The organism is Parendozoicomonas sp. 209JJ7-1 (genome assembly GCF_058147085.1).
In genome coordinates this window covers 1-18185 of record NZ_JBYVJU010000007.1, presented here as the reverse complement: position 1 = coordinate 18185, position 18185 = coordinate 1, and the positions used below count along the sequence as shown (strand labels likewise).

Sequence of the window (18185 nt, the reverse complement as noted above, 5' to 3'; positions counted from 1 at the left end):
GTCAAATAATACATAGATGTCCGGTATATTGAAAACAAGAGAAATCTTTATTAAACAAAAAGCCAGTCAGGTACCTGACTGGCTTTTTGTTTTCATATCATAGACCAGATCAGTATTACCCAATCTGGCCAGTCTTACAGTCAAACCGAATGATTAAATATCACCCTGGCTGAGAGCTTCGGACAGAGCCGCTTCAACATCAGAGGCAGAGATGGTAACCGCCTGCTCCTGATCGCGCTTGCGACGCTCTTCGTGGTAGGACAGACCGGTACCAGCCGGAATCAGACGACCCACAACAACGTTTTCCTTCAGGCCGCGCAGGTGGTCGGACTTGCCGGTTACCGCTGCCTCGGTCAGTACCCGCGTAGTTTCCTGGAAGGAAGCCGCGGAGATGAAGGATTCTGTTGCCAGAGATGCCTTGGTGATACCCAGCAGGATGCGCTCGTATTTCGCAGGGAAGCGATCGCTTGCACCCATCTCATCGTTAACTTCCAGCACCTTCACGTATTCGATCTGCTCACCACGGATCAGATCAGAATCGCCAGCGTCGCTTACTTCAACTTTACGCAGCATCTGACGCAGGATGGTCTCAATGTGCTTATCGTTGATCTTAACGCCCTGGAGACGATATACGTCCTGGATTTCGTTAACAATGTACTTGGCCAGCTCACCAACACCCAGCAGGCGCAGGATATCGTGGGGGTTAAACGGACCGTCAGAGATAACTTCACCCTTAACGACGTTTTCACCTTCAAACACGTTCAGCTGTCGCCACTTGGGAATCAGTTCCTCGTAAGGATCTGCACCGTCGGTCGGGGTGATAACCAGACGCTTCTTGCCCTTAGTCTCTTTACCGAAGGAAACCACACCGGAGATTTCCGCCAGAATGGACGGCTCTTTCGGCTTACGGGCTTCGAACAGGTCAGCAACGCGGGGCAGACCACCGGTGATATCCTTGTTACCTGCAGACTGCTGGGGCATACGGGCAACAATGGAGCCGATTTCAACCTTTTCCCCATCCTTCAAGCTCACCAGTGCGTTGGCGGGCAGGAAGTACTGGGCCGGGTTGTTGGTATTCGGCAGAGTCAGCTCGTTACCGTTTTCATCCAGCAGCTCAATGGCAGGACGGATATCCTTGCCGGCAGCCGGGCGATCCTTCGGATCGATAACTTCAATACTGGACAGGCCAGTGATGTCATCGGTCTGGGTCTTGACGGTGATGCCTTCTTCCATACCGATAAAGCGAACCTGACCGGCAATCTCTGTCACGATGGGGTGAGTGTGCGGATCCCATTTCGCAACAATAGCGCCAGCTTCAACATTGGCAGCATCTTTCACAGAAAGAACTGTACCGTATGGCAGCTTGTAACGCTCACGCTCACGACCAAACTCATCAGCAATCGCCAACTGACCGGAACGGGATACAGCCACCAGGCTGCCATCCTTACGCTCAACTGTCTTGATGTTGCTCAGACGAACAACACCCTTACTCTTGATGGTAATGTTGTCTTGTGCCGCGTTTCTGGATGCAGCACCACCGATGTGGAAGGTACGCATGGTCAGCTGGGTACCGGGCTCACCGATGGACTGGGCTGCAATAACACCAACCGCCTCACCAGCATTAACCAGGTGACCGCGACCCAGGTCACGACCGTAACACATGGAGCAGACACCGTGACGGGTTTCACAACTGATCGGAGAACGTACGAGCATTTCATCTACGTTCAGATCTTCCAGCTTCTTAACCCAGCTTTCGTCGACCAGAGTACCGGCCTTGATAGCAATTTCGTCAGTGCCGGGGATATAAACATCTTCAGCAACAACACGACCAAGAATACGCTCACCCAGAGGCTCTACCACGTCACCGCCCTCAATGTGCGGGCTCATGGGCAAACCAGAGGAGGTACCACAGTCAAACTCGGTAACAACCAGATCCTGGGCCACATCTACCAGACGACGGGTCAGGTAACCGGAGTTAGCGGTTTTCAGTGCGGTATCCGCAAGACCCTTACGGGCACCGTGGGTTGAGTTAAAGTACTGAAGTACGCTCAGACCTTCACGGAAGTTTGCGGTAATAGGTGTTTCGATGATGGAGCCGTCGGGCTTGGCCATCAGGCCACGCATACCGGCCAGCTGACGAATCTGGGCTGCGGAACCCCGCGCGCCGGAGTCAGCCATCATGTAAACGCTATTGAAGGATTCCTGCTCTTCCTCTTCGCCTTTCTTGTTGATGACAAGATCAGACTTCAGGTTATCCATCATGCGCTTGGCCAGTACCTCGTTGGCACGGGACCAGATATCGATAACCTTGTTGTACTTTTCACCCTGGGTTACCAGACCGGAAGCAAACTGGTTTTCGATTTCGCGGACTTCGTTGTAAGCCTCGTCGATGATCTGGCCTTTTTCAGCCGGGATAACGAAGTCGTTTACACCGATAGATGCACCGGAAATAGTGGCGTAGCTGAAGCCCATGTACATCATCTGGTCAGCGAAAATAACGGTCTCTTTCAGGCCGACATTCCGGTAACAGGCGTTCAGCAGGCGGGAGATCGCCTTCTTCTTCATGGCCTGGTTAACCAGCTCGAAAGGCAGGCCCTCCGGTACAATTTCCCACAGCAGTACACGACCTACGGTGGTGTCAGCCAGGAACTGACGAGTGGTGGCATTGCCTTTTTCGTCTTTAACAGTTTCTTCCAGACGCACCTTAACCCGGGCGTGGAGTTCGGCGGCGCCAGTGCGGTATGCACGCAGGGCTTCGTCGATATCCTTGAACGCCATACCTTCGCCCTTGGCGTTGATACGGTCACGGGTGATGTAGTACAGACCCAGCACAACGTCCTGGGAAGGTACGATGATGGGTTCGCCGTTCGCGGGTGCCAGAATGTTGTTGGTAGACATCATCAGGGCACGGGCTTCGATCTGGGCTTCCAGGGTCAGCGGTACGTGCACCGCCATCTGGTCACCGTCAAAGTCAGCGTTGTAGGCCGCACACACCAAGGGGTGCAGCTGGATCGCCTTACCTTCGATCAGAACCGGCTCAAAGGCCTGGATACCCAGACGGTGCAGAGTCGGTGCACGGTTCAGCATGACCGGATGCTGACGGATGACTTCGTCGAGAATATCCCAGACGACAGCCTCTTCACGCTCAACCATCTTCTTGGCAGCTTTGATGGTGGTTGCCTGACCACGGGTTTCCAGCTTGCCAAAGATGAACGGCTTGAACAGCTCCAGTGCCATCTTCTTGGGAAGACCACACTGATGCAGGCGCAGAGTCGGGCCTACGGTGATTACGGAACGGCCGGAGTAGTCAACACGCTTACCCAGCAGGTTCTGACGGAAACGCCCCTGTTTACCCTTGATCATGTCGGCCAGGGACTTCAGAGGACGTTTGTTGGAACCGGTGATAGCACGTCCGCGACGACCATTATCCAGCAGGGCGTCGACAGACTCCTGCAGCATACGCTTTTCGTTACGTACGATGATGTCAGGAGCGTTCAACTCAAGCAGGCGCTTCAGACGGTTGTTACGGTTGATCACCCGACGATACAGGTCGTTCAGGTCAGAGGTAGCGAAACGGCCACCATCCAGGGGAACCAGAGGACGTAGATCCGGCGGAAGAACCGGCAGAACGGTCATGATCATCCACTCAGGCTTATTGCCAGAATGGAAGAAGGCTTCCAGCAGCTTCAGGCGCTTGGTCAGCTTCTTGATCTTGGTTTCACTGTTGGTCTGCGGAATCTCTTCACGCAGCTGGTCGATCTCTTCTTTCAGTTCGATGTCGCCCAGCAGGTGCTGAACCGCTTCGGCACCCATGCGGGCATCAAAGTCATCACCGAACTCCTCCAGAGACTCGTAGTATTCTTCGTCGTTCAGCAGCTGCCCTTTTTCAAGGGTGGTCATGCCCGGATCGATAACAACATAGGATTCAAAGTACAGAACCCGTTCGATATCACGGAGAGTCATGTCCAGCAGCAGGCCGATACGGGACGGCAGGGACTTCAGGAACCAGATGTGGGCAACCGGCGCAGCCAGTTCAATGTGGCCCATACGTTCACGCCGAACCTTTGCCAGCGCAACTTCAACACCACATTTTTCACAGATAACACCACGGTGCTTAAGGCGCTTGTACTTACCGCACAGGCACTCGTAGTCTTTGACCGGGCCAAAGATCTTGGCGCAGAACAGGCCGTCCCGTTCCGGCTTGAAGGTCCGGTAGTTGATGGTTTCCGGCTTTTTCACTTCGCCGTAAGACCAGGAGCGCACCATCTCCGGGCTTGCCAGGGAGATGCGAATCGAATCGAATTCTTCCGACTGTCCCTGGGATTTCAGCAGATTGAGTAAGTCTTTCATCGCTTCTCCTCGCAGAAGCCGACGGGCGCAGTGCCCGCCGAAGCATTAACCCTTGACCCGAGCGGCTCCGAATAAATATTTATTCGGATTCCAGCTCAATATCGATACCCAGAGAACGGATTTCCTTCACCAACACGTTGAAGGACTCAGGCATTCCCGGTTCCATACGATGGTCACCGTCGACGATGTTCTTATACATCTTGGTACGACCAGCAACGTCATCGGACTTAACCGTGAGCATTTCCTGAAGGGTGTAGGCAGCACCGTATGCTTCCAGTGCCCACACTTCCATCTCACCGAATCTCTGACCACCAAACTGGGCTTTACCACCCAGAGGCTGTTGGGTTACCAGAGAATAGGAGCCGGTAGAACGAGCATGCATCTTGTCGTCTACCAGGTGGTTCAGCTTCAGCATGTACATGTAACCGACAGTTACCGGACGCTCGAAACGATCACCGGAACGGCCGTCGTACAGGGAAACCTGACCACTGTCATCCATATCTGCCAAACGCAGCAGCGCCTTGATTTCCGCTTCCTTGGCACCGTCAAATACGGCGGTGGCCATGGGAACACCCTTGCACAGGTTGCGAGCCAGCTCCATAAGTTCCTGATCCGAGAAGGTGTCGATTTCTTCCAGGTCACGTCCTGCGCCAACAACGTTATAAACTTCGTTGAGGAACTTGCGGATCTTGGCAATCGCCTGCTGGGACTCGATCATTTTATTAATCTTGTGTCCCAGACCGCGTGCCGCTGCACCCAAGTGGGTTTCCAGTACCTGCCCTACGTTCATACGGGACGGTACACCCAGCGGGTTCAGTACGATATCAACCGGGTTACCCTGATCATCGTGCGGCATATCTTCTACCGGCATAATGATGGAGATAACACCCTTGTTACCGTGACGACCTGCCATCTTGTCACCGGGTTGAATGCGGCGCTTGATAGCGAGGTAAACCTTAACGATTTTCAGGACACCAGGTGCCATGTCATCGCCGGTTTGCAGTTTCTTTTTCTTATCTTCGAAACGCTCATCCAGCTGGGCACGCAGCTCGGCCAGCTGATTCTGGGCAGCTTCCAGCTGTTCATTCAGACTTTCGTCTGCCATAACCAGCTTGAACCACTGCTCGTGTTCCAGGGTTTCGAGGTATTCGGACGTTACCGTGTCGCCTTTCGTGAGGTTCAGGCCACGATCGACCTTTTGCCCTTCCAGAGCCGTCAGCAAACGGGCAAAGGTATCACCCTCTACGATACGGAACTCTTCATTCAGATCCTTGCGAACTTCATCCAGCTGAGACTTTTCAATAGCCTGAGCACGGGTGTCCTTCTCTACACCGTCACGGGTGAAGACCTGAACGTCGATAACAGTACCTTTCACGCTGGTCGGAACACGCAGAGAGGTGTCCTTAACGTCAGAGGCCTTTTCACCGAAGATGGCACGGAGGAGCTTTTCTTCCGGGGTCAGCTGGGTTTCGCCCTTCGGCGTCACCTTACCAACCAGGATATCGCCAGCTTCCACTTCCGCACCCACGTAAACAATACCGGCTTCATCCAGCTTGTTCAGGGCGGACTCACCAACGTTAGGAATATCAGAGGTGATTTCCTCGGAACCCAGCTTGGTGTCACGGGCCACACAGGTCAGTTCCTGAATGTGGATCGTGGTGAAGCGGTCTTCCTGAACCACACGCTCAGATACGAGCATGGAGTCCTCAAAGTTGTAACCGTTCCAGGGCATGAACGCGATACGCATGTTCTGACCCAGAGCCAGCTCACCCATGTCGATGGACGGGCCATCAGCCAGGATGTCACCGCGAGCAATATGTTCACCAGCCTTAACCAGAGGACGCTGGTTGATGCAGGTGTTCTGGTTAGAACGGGTGTACTTGGTCATACCGTACAGATCAACACCGGCTTCACCAGGTTGAACTTCGTCATCGTTCACACGAATAACGATACGGCTGGCATCAACAGACTCGATAGTACCGCCACGCTTGGCCACGACACATACACCGGAGTCACGGGCTACGTTGCGCTCCATACCGGTACCAACCAGCGGCTTGTCAGCACGCAGGGTAGGTACAGCCTGACGCTGCATGTTGGAACCCATCAATGCACGGTTCGCATCATCGTGTTCCAGGAACGGAATCAGTGATGCCGCAACAGACACAACCTGACGGGGAGAAACGTCCATGTACTGAACATTTTCCGGAGGCGTCAGGGTCACTTCGTTGCGGTGACGAACGTTAACCAGGTCTTCGCTCAGCTTACCCTTTTCGTTGACTGTCGCAGAAGCCTGAGCGATAACATACTCACCTTCTTCGATAGCAGACAGGTAATTAATCTCATCAGTCACCTGACCGTCGATAACCTTACGGTACGGGGACTCCAGGAAACCGTATGCGTTAGTGCGGGCATAGGTTGCCAGGGAGTTGATCAGACCGATGTTCGGACCTTCAGGGGTCTCAATAGGACATACACGACCATAGTGAGTGGGGTGTACGTCTCGAACCTCAAAGCCGGCACGTTCACGGGTCAGACCACCAGGACCGAGAGCAGAAACACGACGCTTGTGAGTAACCTCGGACAGCGGGTTGTTCTGGTCCATAAACTGGGACAGCTGACTGGAACCAAAGAATTCCTTGATAGCCGCTGCAACAGGCTTGGCGTTGATCAGATCCTGGGGCATCAGGCCTTCGGATTCTGCCATGGACAGGCGTTCCTTGACCGCACGCTCTACACGCACAAGGCCGACACGGAACTGGTTCTCTGCCATTTCACCAACGGAACGGACACGACGGTTACCCAGGTGGTCAATATCGTCACATACGCCCTTACCGTTACGGATATCCACCAGAGTCTTCATAACTTCGGTGATATCGGCGTTATCCAGGATACCGGAGCCGGTGTCGCTCCCACGACCCAGGCGACGGTTGAACTTCATACGGCCAACAGCGGACAGGTCGTAACGCTCGGCGGTGAAGAACAGGTTCTGGAACAGCTGCTCAGCGGCTTCCTTGGTAGGCGGCTCACCAGGGCGCATCATACGGTAAATTTCTACCAGTGCTTCCATGGCGTTTGTAGTGGTGTCGGCACGCAGGGTATCGGAAACATAAGAACCACAGTCCAGCTCGTTGGTATAAATAACCTCAACGGACTTAACGCCGGCAGCCAGCAGCTTCTCATAGAGTTCCATGGTCAGCTCAGTGTTGCACTCAACCAGGATTTCACCAGTGGCGGAGTGGATAACCGGCTTGGCCAGCACCTTGCCCAGGATGTATTCGGGCGGTGCATCCAGAGTTCTGATATTGGCTTTCTGCAGCTGACGAATATGACGCGCAGTGACACGACGGCTCTGCTCAACAATCACATTGCCATCAGGGTCTTTGATGTCGAAGCTGGCTGCTTCGCCACGCAGACGCTCAGGCACCAGATCGAAGGTGACACCTTCGCTGCCAATTTTGTATCCGTTGCTTTCGAAGAACAGATCCAGGATTTGTTCACTGCTGTAGCCCAGGGCTCTCAGCAAAATTGTTGCCGGCAGCTTGCGACGACGGTCGATACGAACAAAAAGCAGATCTTTCGGATCAAACTCGAAGTCCAGCCAGGAACCACGGTAGGGAATAACCCGCGCGGAATAAAGTAGCTTGCCGGATGAATGGGTTTTACCACGGTCGTGGTCAAAGAAAACACCCGGAGAACGGTGGAGCTGGGATACAATCACCCGCTCGGTACCATTTACAACGAAGGTACCGTTGTCAGTCATGAGCGGAATTTCGCCCATGTAGACTTCCTGTTCCTTAATGTCCTTGATTGCCTTATTGGCACTTTCTCTGTCATAGATAATCAGACGCACCTTGACGCGCAGAGGCACGGCATAGGTTACGCCACGCAACTGGCATTCTTTTACGTCAAATGCCGGAGTCCCTAAACGGTATCCAACATATTCCAGTGCTGCATTGCCTGAGTAGCTGACAATCGGAAATACGGACTTGAAAGCCGCGTGCAATCCGATATCGTTACGTCCTTCCGGACCCGTATCGGTTTGCAACAGCTTCCGATAGGAATCCAGCTGAATTGCCAGTAAATAGGGCACATCCATGACTTGCGGCAGTTTGCCGAAATCCTTACGGATACGTTTTTTCTCTGTATACGAGTAAGCCATCAGCGTTCCCCAGCTAGGTCACCTGCGGATCTGTCGTGCAAGCCTACATAGGCCACGACCTTTGTCTCGAGGGCGGGTAGCCTCTCATTTAGTTTCCTGAAGTCCACGTTTTACGAAGAAAACGAAGCCTTCACGACCGGTGCTCCGGTAAACTTGGTTTGTCCGGCTCTAACCCAAAACCGAACCTCACTGGTACAGAAGGGAATACTAGGAAAAGCCCAGCTTTTCACACAGAAAAAGACCTCTGCCCACCGGAACCCCGTTGAACATGAAGTCGAAAAAGTCTGTCATGAAACCACTCGCAATAGTTGCTGCAAGCCGAGTGCCTACCCCCGCAAACCTGCTGTTCCGCAGATTCTGAACCGCCAAACCAAGTTGACCAGAACACAAATACTTTTACTTTCAAACCAGCCTGGTTATGCAGTTTTTCGCGCATTCCGCATAACAAAACCGATCACGCCTGTCACCAGACGATTATTCTTTTCCGTCGAATACCGGCCACAACCGAATCACCTCGACAGCTAACATGACAGGGTACAGCTAACTCCGGATAGTTTCCAGAAGATTAAGCCTTAACAACGGAAAGAGGCCGGTGCCTTCAGGCACCAGCCATTCGGCTTATTCTGCAATAAGCCTTAGCATGCAAAGTAGAATTACTTAACTTCTACAGATGCACCAGCTTCTTCCAGCTGCTTCTTCAGCTCTTCAGCTTCGTCCTTGGACGCGCCTTCCTTAACAGGAGAAGGTGCGCCGTCTACAACAGCCTTGGCTTCTTTCAGACCCAGGCCAGTAGCAGCACGGACAACCTTGATAACGTTGACTTTCTTGTCGCCAGCGCCAGTCAGGATTACGTCGAACTCAGTCTGTTCGGCAGCAACAGGAGCGTCGCCTGCAGCAACAGGAGCAGCAGCAACAGCAGCAGCGGCAGAAACGCCGAACTTCTCTTCCATTGCTTCAACCAGCTCAACAACTTCCATTACGCTCATTTCAGCGATAGCGTTCAGTATATCTTCTTTGGACAGAGCCATTTCTCTATTCTCCAGAATTCTTCAGGGTAAAACCTGTACCCTCTTGCGAGAGCAAAATAAGTTAAAACGATCAGAAGGGCGCTACATAAAACCTGATCTTAAAAATCAGGCGGCTTTCTTCTTCTCGTCGGCAACAGCTGCCACTGCACGGGTGATCTTGGACGGGAACTCGTTCATAGTCCGTACCAGCTTGGTCACAGGTGCAATCATCACGCTCATCAGCATCGCACGCGACTGATCCAGGGTCGGCATTTTGGCCAGAACGTCAAGCTGCTCGGCTCCGAGCAGCTTGCCGCCAATGGACAGAGCCTTCACTTCCAGTGCGTCATTTTCCTTAGCGAATTCCTTCAGGACACGAGCCGCAGAGCCCGGATCTTCCTGAGATAACGCCAGGATAGTAGGACCTACCAAAGCTTCGTTCAGGCACTCAAAATCAGTACCTTGAACAGCACGCTTGGCCAGAGTGTTACGTACGACCTTCAGGTAAACACCGTTTTTACGGGCTTCACTGCGCAGGGCAGTCATCTGGTCAACAGTCAGGCCGCGGTAGTTCGCGATTACAGCCGACAAAGCATTTTGGGCAGCCTCATTGACACCAGCGACAATCGCTTTCTTGTCTTCGAGACCTAACGCCATGGGGCTTTACTCCAATTTAGTAAAGTGCTTCTTAGTAAAGTGCTTCACTCACTAAGTTCTGCATTGCGGTGCAAAACCCAGCGATACTTAATACGGTGAAGGGCTAATTGTCAGACAATCGATTCACCGTCTACGCAGGAAATTAAGCATTTCCGCCCTGCTCTTCCAGTTAATACCGAAAAGGTTCAGCTTCCACTGAAAAGGCAGATCAGCACCTGCGATCTTTGACAGTCCTCGAATGCGAGGACCCCAAAGATGGTTACTGTTGCGCAGCACTCACTGCGCAACAGCGAATTTTTGCTATCAGTTCTACAGGATCAGATATCCCAGTTTTTATATATCTAAAGTAGAAGCGTCGATAGTCAGACCAGGACCCATGGTAGAAGACAGGGTGATCTTCTTCAGATATACGCCCTTGGCAGAAGCAGGCTTCAGCTTCTTGAGCTCTGCAACCAGCGCCTCAACGTTGGTTTTCAGAGCGGCTGCTTCAAAATCAACTTTACCAACACTGGCGTGGATGATACCGTTTTTATCAGTACGGAAACGTACCTGACCAGATTTAGCGTTCTTGACTGCGTCTGCAACATTAGGAGTTACAGTGCCAACTTTGGGGTTGGGCATCAGGCCGCGGGGACCCAGAATCTGGCCCAGCTGACCAACAACACGCATTGCATCCGGAGAAGCAATAACGACGTCGAAGTTCATTTCGCCAGCTTTAACCTGGGCAGCCAGGTCATCCATACCAACAATGTCAGCACCGGCAGCTGTAGCAGCTTCAGCGTTAGCGCCCTGAGTAAATACAGCTACGCGAACGTCTTTGCCAGTACCGCTGGGCATAATAGCGGAGCCACGTACAACCTGATCGGATTTACGGGGATCAACACCCAGGTTCACGGAAACGTCTACAGATTCCTTGAACTTAACGGTGGACAGTTCAGTTAGAATTTTGGCGGCATCTTCAAAAGAGTAAGCCTTGGTGGACTCAACCTTTTCAGCGATCAGCTTGGCACGCTTAGTCAGTTTTGCCATCTTAGATGCCCTCCACATTGATACCCATGGAACGGGCAGAACCAGCGATGGTACGGATAGCGGCGTCTTCGTCAGCAGCAGTCAGATCAGGTTCTTTGATCTTGGCAACTTCCAGCAGCTGTTCGCGGGTAGCAGTACCAACTTTTTCAGTGTTGGGGCGACCGGAACCTTTCTTCAGCTTCAGAACCTTCTTCAGCAGGACGGAAGCCGGCGGAGTCTTGGTTTCGAAAGTAAAGCTGCGATCATTGTAAACGGTGATGATTACAGGAATCGGCATTCCAGCTTCAACGCTTTGAGTCTGAGCATTAAAAGCCTTACAGAATTCCATGATATTCACGCCGTGCTGACCCAGAGCAGGACCAACGGGCGGAGACGGGTTTGCCTTACCAGCAGGCACTTGCAGCTTAATATAAGCTGTAACTTTTTTAGCCATGATAAACCTCTTAAAGGGTTCAAACGCCATACCGATTCAGAGAATCAGCTCGGCTCCCCACAACCAGGGATTAACCCCGGACACCAAAAGCCCCGCACTACGTACTTCTACGACATGCGAGGCCAGAAATTCCATATCTGCCTGACACCGCCTTACAGCAGCGAATCAGCTTTTCTCTACCTGCCCGAATTCAAGCTCAACCGGAGTAGATCTACCGAAGATCATAACTGCAACCTGCAGCCTGCTCTTCTCGTAGTTCACCTCTTCGACAACACCATTGAAATCTGCGAAGGGGCCATCAATAACCCGCACCATTTCGCCGGGCTCGAACAACGTCCTGGGACGTGGCTTGTCACCACCCTCCTGGACGTGCTGAAGGATAACATCTGCTTCCTTCTGGGTGATCGGCATGGGTTTGTCTGCCGTACCACCAATAAAACCAAGAACCCTGGGAGTATCCTTAATCAGATGCCAGGAGTCTTCAGTCATCTCCATCTGCACCAGGACATAGCCCGGGAAGAACTTACGTTCACTTTTACGCTTCTGCCCGTTCTTGATTTCTACGATTTCTTCTGTAGGAACCAGAATCTCGCCAAACAGGTCTTCCATACCATACAGCTTGACTCGCTCACCCAGAGAGCGAAGCACCTGTTTCTCGTATCCGGAGTAGGCGTGGACAACATACCAACGTTTAGCCATCTTCTGTCCTTATCCAATCAGGCTGCTGACAATCCAGCCTAGCAGACTATCCAAACCCCATAAAACCAGGCTCATTACCAGCACGACCAATACTACGATAACGGTGGTCTGTACTGTTTCCTGACGTGTCGGCCATACAACCTTGCGAACTTCGGCCTTGGCATCACGCAGAAGCCCCCAGAATGTCTGTCCTTTTTCTGTCTGCAGAGCGACAGCAACAACCACACAGGCCAGCACGACCAGACCAATGGCCCGGTACAGAATAGACACATCAGCAAAATAAACATTCGCACTCGCCCCAGCAAGCACGAGAAGCACCGCAATAACCCATTTCAGGCCATCATAGCGACTGACGGTTTCTATCTCTGTTTTACCACTCATCCAGAATATCTCAACAGATCAGGGACTTATCCGGGAAGGGATCTGGCAGGCCATGAGAGAATCGAACTCCCAACCCCCGGTTTTGGAGACCGGTGCTCTACCAATTGAGCTAATGGCCTACTGAAAAATGAATCCCTTAAGCCAAAAAATCCTCACGGATTCCAAGCAGCTCCGGGGCGCGTACTATACACCATCCCGGAGCAAATTCAACCACTTACAGAACAAGAAGAGCCATCATTATCACTCGATGATCTTGGCAACAACACCTGCGCCAACAGTACGACCACCTTCACGGATAGCGAAACGCAGACCGTCTTCCATCGCGATAGGCGCGATCAGGGTAACAACCATCTGGATGTTATCGCCAGGCATTACCATTTCAACGCCTTCGGGCAGCTCTACGTTACCGGTCACGTCAGTGGTACGGAAGTAGAACTGAGGACGGTAGCCTTTGAAGAACGGAGTGTGACGACCACCTTCGTCCTTGGACAGCACGTAAACCTCAGATTCAAACTTGGTGTGAGGAGTTACGGAGCCAGGGGCAACCAGACACTGGCCACGCTCGATCTCTTCGCGCTTCACACCACGCAGCAGGGCACCAACGTTCTCACCCGCACGACCTTCGTCGAGCAGCTTACGGAACATTTCAACACCGGTAACAGTGGTCTTGGTGGTTTCTTTGATGCCGATGATTTCGACTTCTTCACCAACCTTGATGACGCCTCGCTCAACACGACCGGTAACAACAGTACCACGACCAGCGATGGAGAATACGTCTTCGATAGGCAGCAGGAAGGGCTGGTCGATAGCACGCTCAGGCTCAGGGATGTAAGTATCCAAAGTCTCAACCAGCTTCTTAACAGCAGTAGTACCCAGTTCGTTGTCGTCTTCGCCGTTCAGGGCCATCAGAGCGGAACCAGCGATGATCGGAGTGTCGTCACCGGGGAACTCATACGTGTCCAGCAGCTCACGCAGCTCCATTTCAACCAGTTCCAGCATCTCAGCGTACTCTTCAGAACCAACACCGCCGCAATCTTCAGCCAGCAGGTCAGCCTTGTTCAGGAAAACAACAATCCTGGGTACACCAACCTGACGGGACAGAAGGATGTGCTCACGGGTCTGGGGCATGGGGCCGTCGGTAGCGCCACAAACCAGAATCGCGCCGTCCATCTGGGCAGCGCCGGTGATCATGTTCTTAACGTAGTCAGCGTGTCCGGGGCAGTCTACGTGGGCGTAGTGACGCTTGTCGGAATCATACTCTACGTGGGCAGTAGAGATGGTGATGCCACGCTCACGCTCTTCGGGAGCGTTATCGATTTGATCGAAAGCCTTCATCTCACCACCGAAAACTTCGGCGCAAACGCGAGTCAGAGCTGCCGTCAGAGTGGTTTTACCGTGGTCAACGTGACCGATGGTGCCGACGTTTACGTGCGGCTTCGTACGTTCAAACTTTTCCTTAGCCATAACGCTCTCCGCTTGAGGCTTTCGAGATCTGCGCGACAACCGCACATACGCAAACAGGGCAGACACAAAGTATCTACCCCAAGAAACATGGAGCTCTTAACCGGATTTGAACCGGTGACCTCATCCTTACCAAGGATGCGCTCTACCAACTGAGCTATAAGAGCCACAAAAAAGATATTGGAGCGGGTAGCGGGGATCGAACCCGCATCATCAGCTTGGAAGGCTGAGGTTCTACCATTGAACTATACCCGCATAACCCACATGAAAACCCGGACCCATACAGAAAAACAGGTCACGAAAAAACATTATGAGAATAACAGAGTTGAAGCACCCTTCAAGAGCATGGCATTTCAACCTTGAAATGTTTGGTGGTGGGGGCTGGATTCGAACCAGCGAAGCTTTCGCGTCAGATTTACAGTCTGATCCCTTTGGCCGCTCGGGAACCCCACCTTATTTTCGCCGATATTTTATCTTGAGACCTTTCGATGTCAAGAGAAGTTTTTCTTCTCTTTTCAAACGGTTAGAAAAAGTTAATTTATTTTCGACTAACCTCCCCTCGTTTGCGACGCCTGCCTCACCAGCGCGAGGCGCATTCTATTGAAACTACTGAGGGCTTGCAACAGGTGCATCACACAAATTGTCGTGTTTTTCTACAAACCCGTATCTCTCCTTAATACTGGCCCAAAGCTCATCACTGAAAAGATCCCGATCCTCTCTTTTTATCTCAACCCAGTATTCAAAATGAAAGCGCTCCAACTCTTTCTTTTTTACATTGTAACCTTCTGCCGAGTATTTGTCGTATAACTGCCTGGCCAACTTTTCTTTTGTGAACAGGCCCAGGGAAATGCCATTGGCCAGATCACCTTCGGTAATAATAAAGCTGTCTATTTTATTTGCCTGAAGTTCTTTCAGCTTTCGAATAGCCGCACCTCTGTTTGGCAGGGGTGGAATATAAACCCAGAAATCCGGCCTGGTGGGAACTTTCACCTTGCGGATATCTGAGCCTATACCTGCCGCCATCAGTCTTTGCACAACTTGGTCAGCAGTGCCTTCAGCCTGAAAAGCCCCAATCTGTGTACAAAGGAAGGTTTTCGCCTTCTGCACAGACTCCTGAACAACCTCAGAAGAAGCAGAAGCTATTCGCTCCGCCCTGCCTGAAGCAATATCTTCAGACAAAAGGCGTATAACTTCTCCGGAGACAGGCTGGGAGATTTCTTTCTCAGACTTTACTTCAACTTCCCGGAACCACTGGTTATAAGCAAAGTAACCACAATTTAAAACAAGAAGCACAGCCAGCAACCAGCGCATAATCATGACTCGTTATAGTTCCCGTACGGGCAATGCAACTTCAAGCCCTGTAAACACCAAATCCGGTTGATGCTGAACGGGAATCTCCAGGCTTTCTGCCAGGATTGATGCATCCCCGCCACATAAAACAACAACAACCTCCCTATTTAATCGTTCAACTTCTTTTTCTATTAATGAAACAGCCATAGACAGTGCACCATTTTGTACGGCCTGAATACTGTGGAGCGCTGTACCCCTTTTGCAATCCAGACGCTCCGGCAAAACCAGCCGGTCTGCCGTTTTCACCATAGCCGTAAGCATTGTGTTAATCCCGGGGCAAATCAGCCCTCCCAGGAAAACACCATCAGCCCCGATAACATCCAGAGTAAGGGCAGTTCCACTATCCACAACAATAATGTTTCTCCCGGGATAGAGACACACTCCAGCCAGCATAGCGAGCCACCGATCACATCCGAGCCTGGCGGGATCAACACCTTCCACAACAAGCCCCCCCAGATCATTTACCGGAACGGGTTGCAGAACATTTACGCTCAGGCCTTCCTCAAGCACCTGCACCAGGTCGTTTACTTTTTCTTTCGATCTGACTGACGACAACCTGCATATATCAACAGGAGCTGGTAATGCCCTGCAAAAAGCATCAAGAAATTCCTGATTGCTGCGATTGGATAACGTGCCCGCCAGAGACTCTTTGTCATTCTCATGAAATCGCCACTTCAGACGCGTATTTCCTGCATCAATATCAAGAATATTCATATTTACGCAGAGAAATCTCCCCTCCGGAGTACGCCGTGATTCCTGAATCGCCTTTTATAAGTACAGCCCCGGCATCATTGACACCCGCAACCACTCCCGAAACGCTTCCTGCACCCATGCTCAACACAACTGGTTGCCCGGCAAAAGCATCGTACTCCTGCCATTGCGTTCGGAAAGGCGTGAAGCCATAACTTTTAAAAGTTGTCAGCATATCCACAAGGCTACCTATCAGCATACCCGCCAAGCGGTTTTTGCTGATAACCCTTCCCGATACCGTTTTTACATCTGTGGCCGGCTGATCAATTTTTGCTTTTTGTTCAAGACCAAGAGCCAGATTGATACCTGTTCCAATAACAACTTCACAGACCCCCATCGGATCACCACTTATCTCCAGCAAGACACCGGCAAGCTTTTTGTCGCCCGCCAAAATATCATTGGGCCACTTTAACTTCAGACCCGGCACCCCCAGAGATTCCAACGTCCTTAATACAACCAATCCAACAGCCAGACTCAGCCCTTCCATACCGGCAAGGCCGCCATCCACTCGCCACACCATGGAAAAATAGAGGGAGGCACCAAACGGACTCTGCCAGACCCGCCCCCTGCGACCACGCCCCTGACTCTGATATTCCGATATGCATACAGGCCACCGCCCCCGGTCTTTTGGAATTTTTCGCACATCATCATTGGTCGACGTGGTAATCAGGCGACAATCAAGGGCCACATCATCCCGAACATCAGGAGTCACTCCAGAAAGCACGGAATTGTGGTTCAATAACTCAATACTCGTCGGAAGGCGATACCCTTTCCCTCTGACCGCATCAACACTGAGCCCTAGATCCGATAATGTCTTCAGCTTTTTCCAAACCGCCGCACGGCTGACCCCCAGAGCAGCACCAAGCTCCTCTCCGGAATGAAAGCGACCATCCGCCAACAGCTTTAATAAACTTTCCATGGGCAATATCTATATCTCTTGATAGCCGGATAATATAGTGACAATCTCGGAGAGGACAGTGGCAAATTGCGGGACACCCAGACATGACCCCGAATATCACCCCGGAATCCGTATTATCCTTCTGGTTCGGCCCTATGAAAGATGGCTACCCAACCGAAAACAAAGGACCACTCTGGTTTGGTTCCAGCCCTGATACTGACTCTGAAATCTCAGCAAAATTTAAAGCCTCTGCAGACAAGGCCATTGAAGGCGGTTTATCTGAATGGGAGCAATCCCCAAAAAGCCTTCTGGCCCTTATTATTCTTCTGGATCAGTTTCCCCGGAATATTTACCGAAAAGCAGCAAAAGCATTTGCAGGTGATAAGCGAGCCCTTGAACTGTCCTATCAATGTATAGGGAAAGGCTGGGATAAAGAGCTGAACTACTCAGAGCGCCAGTTTGTTTATATGCCTCTGATGCATGCTGAAAATCTGGAGGCCCAGGAGCTATCCATCAAAGTATTTTTATCACTAGCTAAAGAAGTCCCAGCAGAGAAAAAAGAAATTGTAGAGAGCAGCATAAACTACGCCCAAAGCCACAGAGATATTATTGCTCGCTTTGGCCGTTTTCCATACAGGAACACAGCACTTCAAAGAGACACCACAGAAGAGGAAAAAAACTGGCTGGAAAGGGAAGCCGCCACCTTTGGCCAGTAAGGCGCAAACAAAAAATCATGCACAACGAAAAAACCCTGAAAGGAGACCTTTCAGGGTTTTTAATTTAAAGCTTGACAGTGACCTACTCTCACATGGGGAAGCCCCACACTACCATCGGCGATACTTCGTTTCACTGCCGAGTTCGGGATGGGATCGGGTGGTTCCAAAGCTCTTTTGCCGTCAAGCAAAACTGTTTGAATAAACAGACAATCGGTCTGGATATTCGAATTTGAAGCCTGGCGATGACCTACTCTCACATGGGGAAGCCCCACACTACCATCGGCGATGCTTCGTT

Annotated in this window: 13 protein-coding genes, 4 tRNA genes and 1 rRNA gene; 1 reads left to right on the top strand and 17 read right to left on the bottom strand. The window is 51.6% G+C overall.

Going from position 1 to position 18185, the window contains the following annotated elements; all coding sequences use genetic code 11:
• Positions 1 to 153: 153 nt before the first annotated feature.
• The 16 genes from rpoC to birA all read right to left on the bottom strand — a co-directional run bounded on the left by rpoC (position 154) and on the right by birA (position 17195).
• Positions 154 to 4350 carry a DNA-directed RNA polymerase subunit beta' gene (gene rpoC, locus ACY2RQ_RS08435; protein ID WP_490112523.1) on the bottom strand — a complete coding sequence of 1399 codons (4197 nt, stop codon included), beginning with the start codon at positions 4348 to 4350 and terminating at the stop codon, positions 154 to 156.
• 79 nt (positions 4351 to 4429) lie between these two features.
• Complete coding sequence (gene rpoB / locus ACY2RQ_RS08430) at positions 4430 to 8509, bottom strand: DNA-directed RNA polymerase subunit beta (RefSeq protein WP_490112522.1); 4080 nt, start codon at positions 8507 to 8509, stop codon at positions 4430 to 4432.
• Between the two features lie 653 nt (positions 8510 to 9162).
• Entirely contained in the window at positions 9163 to 9537 is a 375-nt protein-coding gene (gene rplL, locus ACY2RQ_RS08425) for a 50S ribosomal protein L7/L12 (protein WP_490112521.1), read from the bottom strand.
• Positions 9538 to 9642: 105 nt separating this feature from the next.
• The gene (gene rplJ, locus ACY2RQ_RS08420; protein ID WP_490112520.1) at positions 9643 to 10173 is read right to left on the bottom strand and encodes a 50S ribosomal protein L10; all 531 of its coding nucleotides are present in this window, start codon (positions 10171 to 10173) and stop codon (positions 9643 to 9645) included.
• A 333-nt stretch (positions 10174 to 10506) separates the two neighbouring features.
• Positions 10507 to 11202, bottom strand: coding sequence for a 50S ribosomal protein L1 (gene rplA, locus ACY2RQ_RS08415; protein WP_490112519.1), 696 nt, complete (start codon positions 11200 to 11202; stop codon positions 10507 to 10509).
• Position 11203: 1 nt separating this feature from the next.
• Positions 11204 to 11635 carry a 50S ribosomal protein L11 gene (rplK, locus tag ACY2RQ_RS08410; RefSeq protein ID WP_490112518.1) on the bottom strand — a complete coding sequence of 144 codons (432 nt, stop codon included), beginning with the start codon at positions 11633 to 11635 and terminating at the stop codon, positions 11204 to 11206.
• A 165-nt stretch (positions 11636 to 11800) separates the two neighbouring features.
• Positions 11801 to 12334, bottom strand: coding sequence for a transcription termination/antitermination protein NusG (gene nusG, locus ACY2RQ_RS08405; protein ID WP_490112517.1), 534 nt, complete (start codon positions 12332 to 12334; stop codon positions 11801 to 11803).
• 9 nt (positions 12335 to 12343) lie between these two features.
• Entirely contained in the window at positions 12344 to 12715 is a 372-nt protein-coding gene (gene secE, locus ACY2RQ_RS08400; protein ID WP_490112516.1) for a preprotein translocase subunit SecE, read from the bottom strand.
• A gap of 43 nt (positions 12716 to 12758) precedes the next feature.
• Positions 12759 to 12834, bottom strand: a tRNA-Trp gene (locus ACY2RQ_RS08395).
• Positions 12835 to 12955: 121 nt separating this feature from the next.
• Positions 12956 to 14179 carry an elongation factor Tu gene (gene tuf, locus ACY2RQ_RS08390; RefSeq protein ID WP_490112515.1) on the bottom strand — a complete coding sequence of 408 codons (1224 nt, stop codon included), beginning with the start codon at positions 14177 to 14179 and terminating at the stop codon, positions 12956 to 12958.
• Between the two features lie 88 nt (positions 14180 to 14267).
• Positions 14268 to 14343 (bottom strand) — tRNA-Thr (locus tag ACY2RQ_RS08385).
• Between the two features lie 14 nt (positions 14344 to 14357).
• Positions 14358 to 14431: transfer RNA gene (locus ACY2RQ_RS08380), tRNA-Gly, on the bottom strand.
• Positions 14432 to 14545: 114 nt separating this feature from the next.
• A tRNA-Tyr gene (locus ACY2RQ_RS08375) sits at positions 14546 to 14629 on the bottom strand.
• 153 nt (positions 14630 to 14782) lie between these two features.
• Positions 14783 to 15493: an SPOR domain-containing protein gene (locus tag ACY2RQ_RS08370; RefSeq protein WP_490112514.1), complete on the bottom strand. Its 711-nt coding sequence runs from the start codon at positions 15491 to 15493 to the stop codon at positions 14783 to 14785.
• Between the two features lie 6 nt (positions 15494 to 15499).
• Positions 15500 to 16240 carry a type III pantothenate kinase gene (locus ACY2RQ_RS08365; RefSeq protein ID WP_490112513.1) on the bottom strand — a complete coding sequence of 247 codons (741 nt, stop codon included), beginning with the start codon at positions 16238 to 16240 and terminating at the stop codon, positions 15500 to 15502.
• The gene (gene birA / locus ACY2RQ_RS08360; RefSeq protein WP_490112512.1) at positions 16227 to 17195 is read right to left on the bottom strand and encodes a bifunctional biotin--[acetyl-CoA-carboxylase] ligase/biotin operon repressor BirA; all 969 of its coding nucleotides are present in this window, start codon (positions 17193 to 17195) and stop codon (positions 16227 to 16229) included. The genes ACY2RQ_RS08365 and birA overlap by 14 nt, the downstream gene beginning before the upstream one ends.
• 83 nt (positions 17196 to 17278) lie before the next feature.
• Between birA and ACY2RQ_RS08355 the strand changes: the two genes are divergently transcribed.
• The gene (locus tag ACY2RQ_RS08355; RefSeq protein WP_490112511.1) at positions 17279 to 17890 is read left to right on the top strand and encodes a DUF924 family protein; all 612 of its coding nucleotides are present in this window, start codon (positions 17279 to 17281) and stop codon (positions 17888 to 17890) included.
• Between the two features lie 69 nt (positions 17891 to 17959).
• On the opposite strand, the gene rrf is transcribed toward ACY2RQ_RS08355, so the two are convergent.
• Positions 17960 to 18075, bottom strand: a 5S ribosomal RNA gene (gene rrf, locus ACY2RQ_RS08350).
• Between the last annotated feature and the right edge of the window lie 110 nt (positions 18076 to 18185).

Bases quoted from the DNA above. Each gene is read 5' to 3' on its own strand.
- birA (WP_490112512.1), bottom strand. From the start codon at position 17,195: ATGGAAAGTTTATTAAAGCTGTTGGCGGATGGTCGCTTTCATTCCGGA.
- rplK (WP_490112518.1), bottom strand. From the start codon at position 11,635: ATGGCTAAAAAAGTTACAGCTTATATTAAGCTGCAAGTGCCTGCTGGT.
- rpoB (WP_490112522.1), bottom strand. From the start codon at position 8,509: ATGGCTTACTCGTATACAGAGAAAAAACGTATCCGTAAGGATTTCGGC.
- secE (WP_490112516.1), bottom strand. From the start codon at position 12,715: ATGAGTGGTAAAACAGAGATAGAAACCGTCAGTCGCTATGATGGCCTG.
- nusG (WP_490112517.1), bottom strand. From the start codon at position 12,334: ATGGCTAAACGTTGGTATGTTGTCCACGCCTACTCCGGATACGAGAAA.
- ACY2RQ_RS08370 (WP_490112514.1), bottom strand. From the start codon at position 15,493: ATGATTATGCGCTGGTTGCTGGCTGTGCTTCTTGTTTTAAATTGTGGT.
- rpoC (WP_490112523.1), bottom strand. From the start codon at position 4,350: ATGAAAGACTTACTCAATCTGCTGAAATCCCAGGGACAGTCGGAAGAA.
- rplJ (WP_490112520.1), bottom strand. From the start codon at position 10,173: ATGGCGTTAGGTCTCGAAGACAAGAAAGCGATTGTCGCTGGTGTCAAT.
- ACY2RQ_RS08355 (WP_490112511.1), top strand. From the start codon at position 17,279: ATGACCCCGAATATCACCCCGGAATCCGTATTATCCTTCTGGTTCGGC.
- rplA (WP_490112519.1), bottom strand. From the start codon at position 11,202: ATGGCAAAACTGACTAAGCGTGCCAAGCTGATCGCTGAAAAGGTTGAG.
- tuf (WP_490112515.1), bottom strand. From the start codon at position 14,179: ATGGCTAAGGAAAAGTTTGAACGTACGAAGCCGCACGTAAACGTCGGC.
- rplL (WP_490112521.1), bottom strand. From the start codon at position 9,537: ATGGCTCTGTCCAAAGAAGATATACTGAACGCTATCGCTGAAATGAGC.
- ACY2RQ_RS08365 (WP_490112513.1), bottom strand. From the start codon at position 16,240: ATGAATATTCTTGATATTGATGCAGGAAATACGCGTCTGAAGTGGCGA.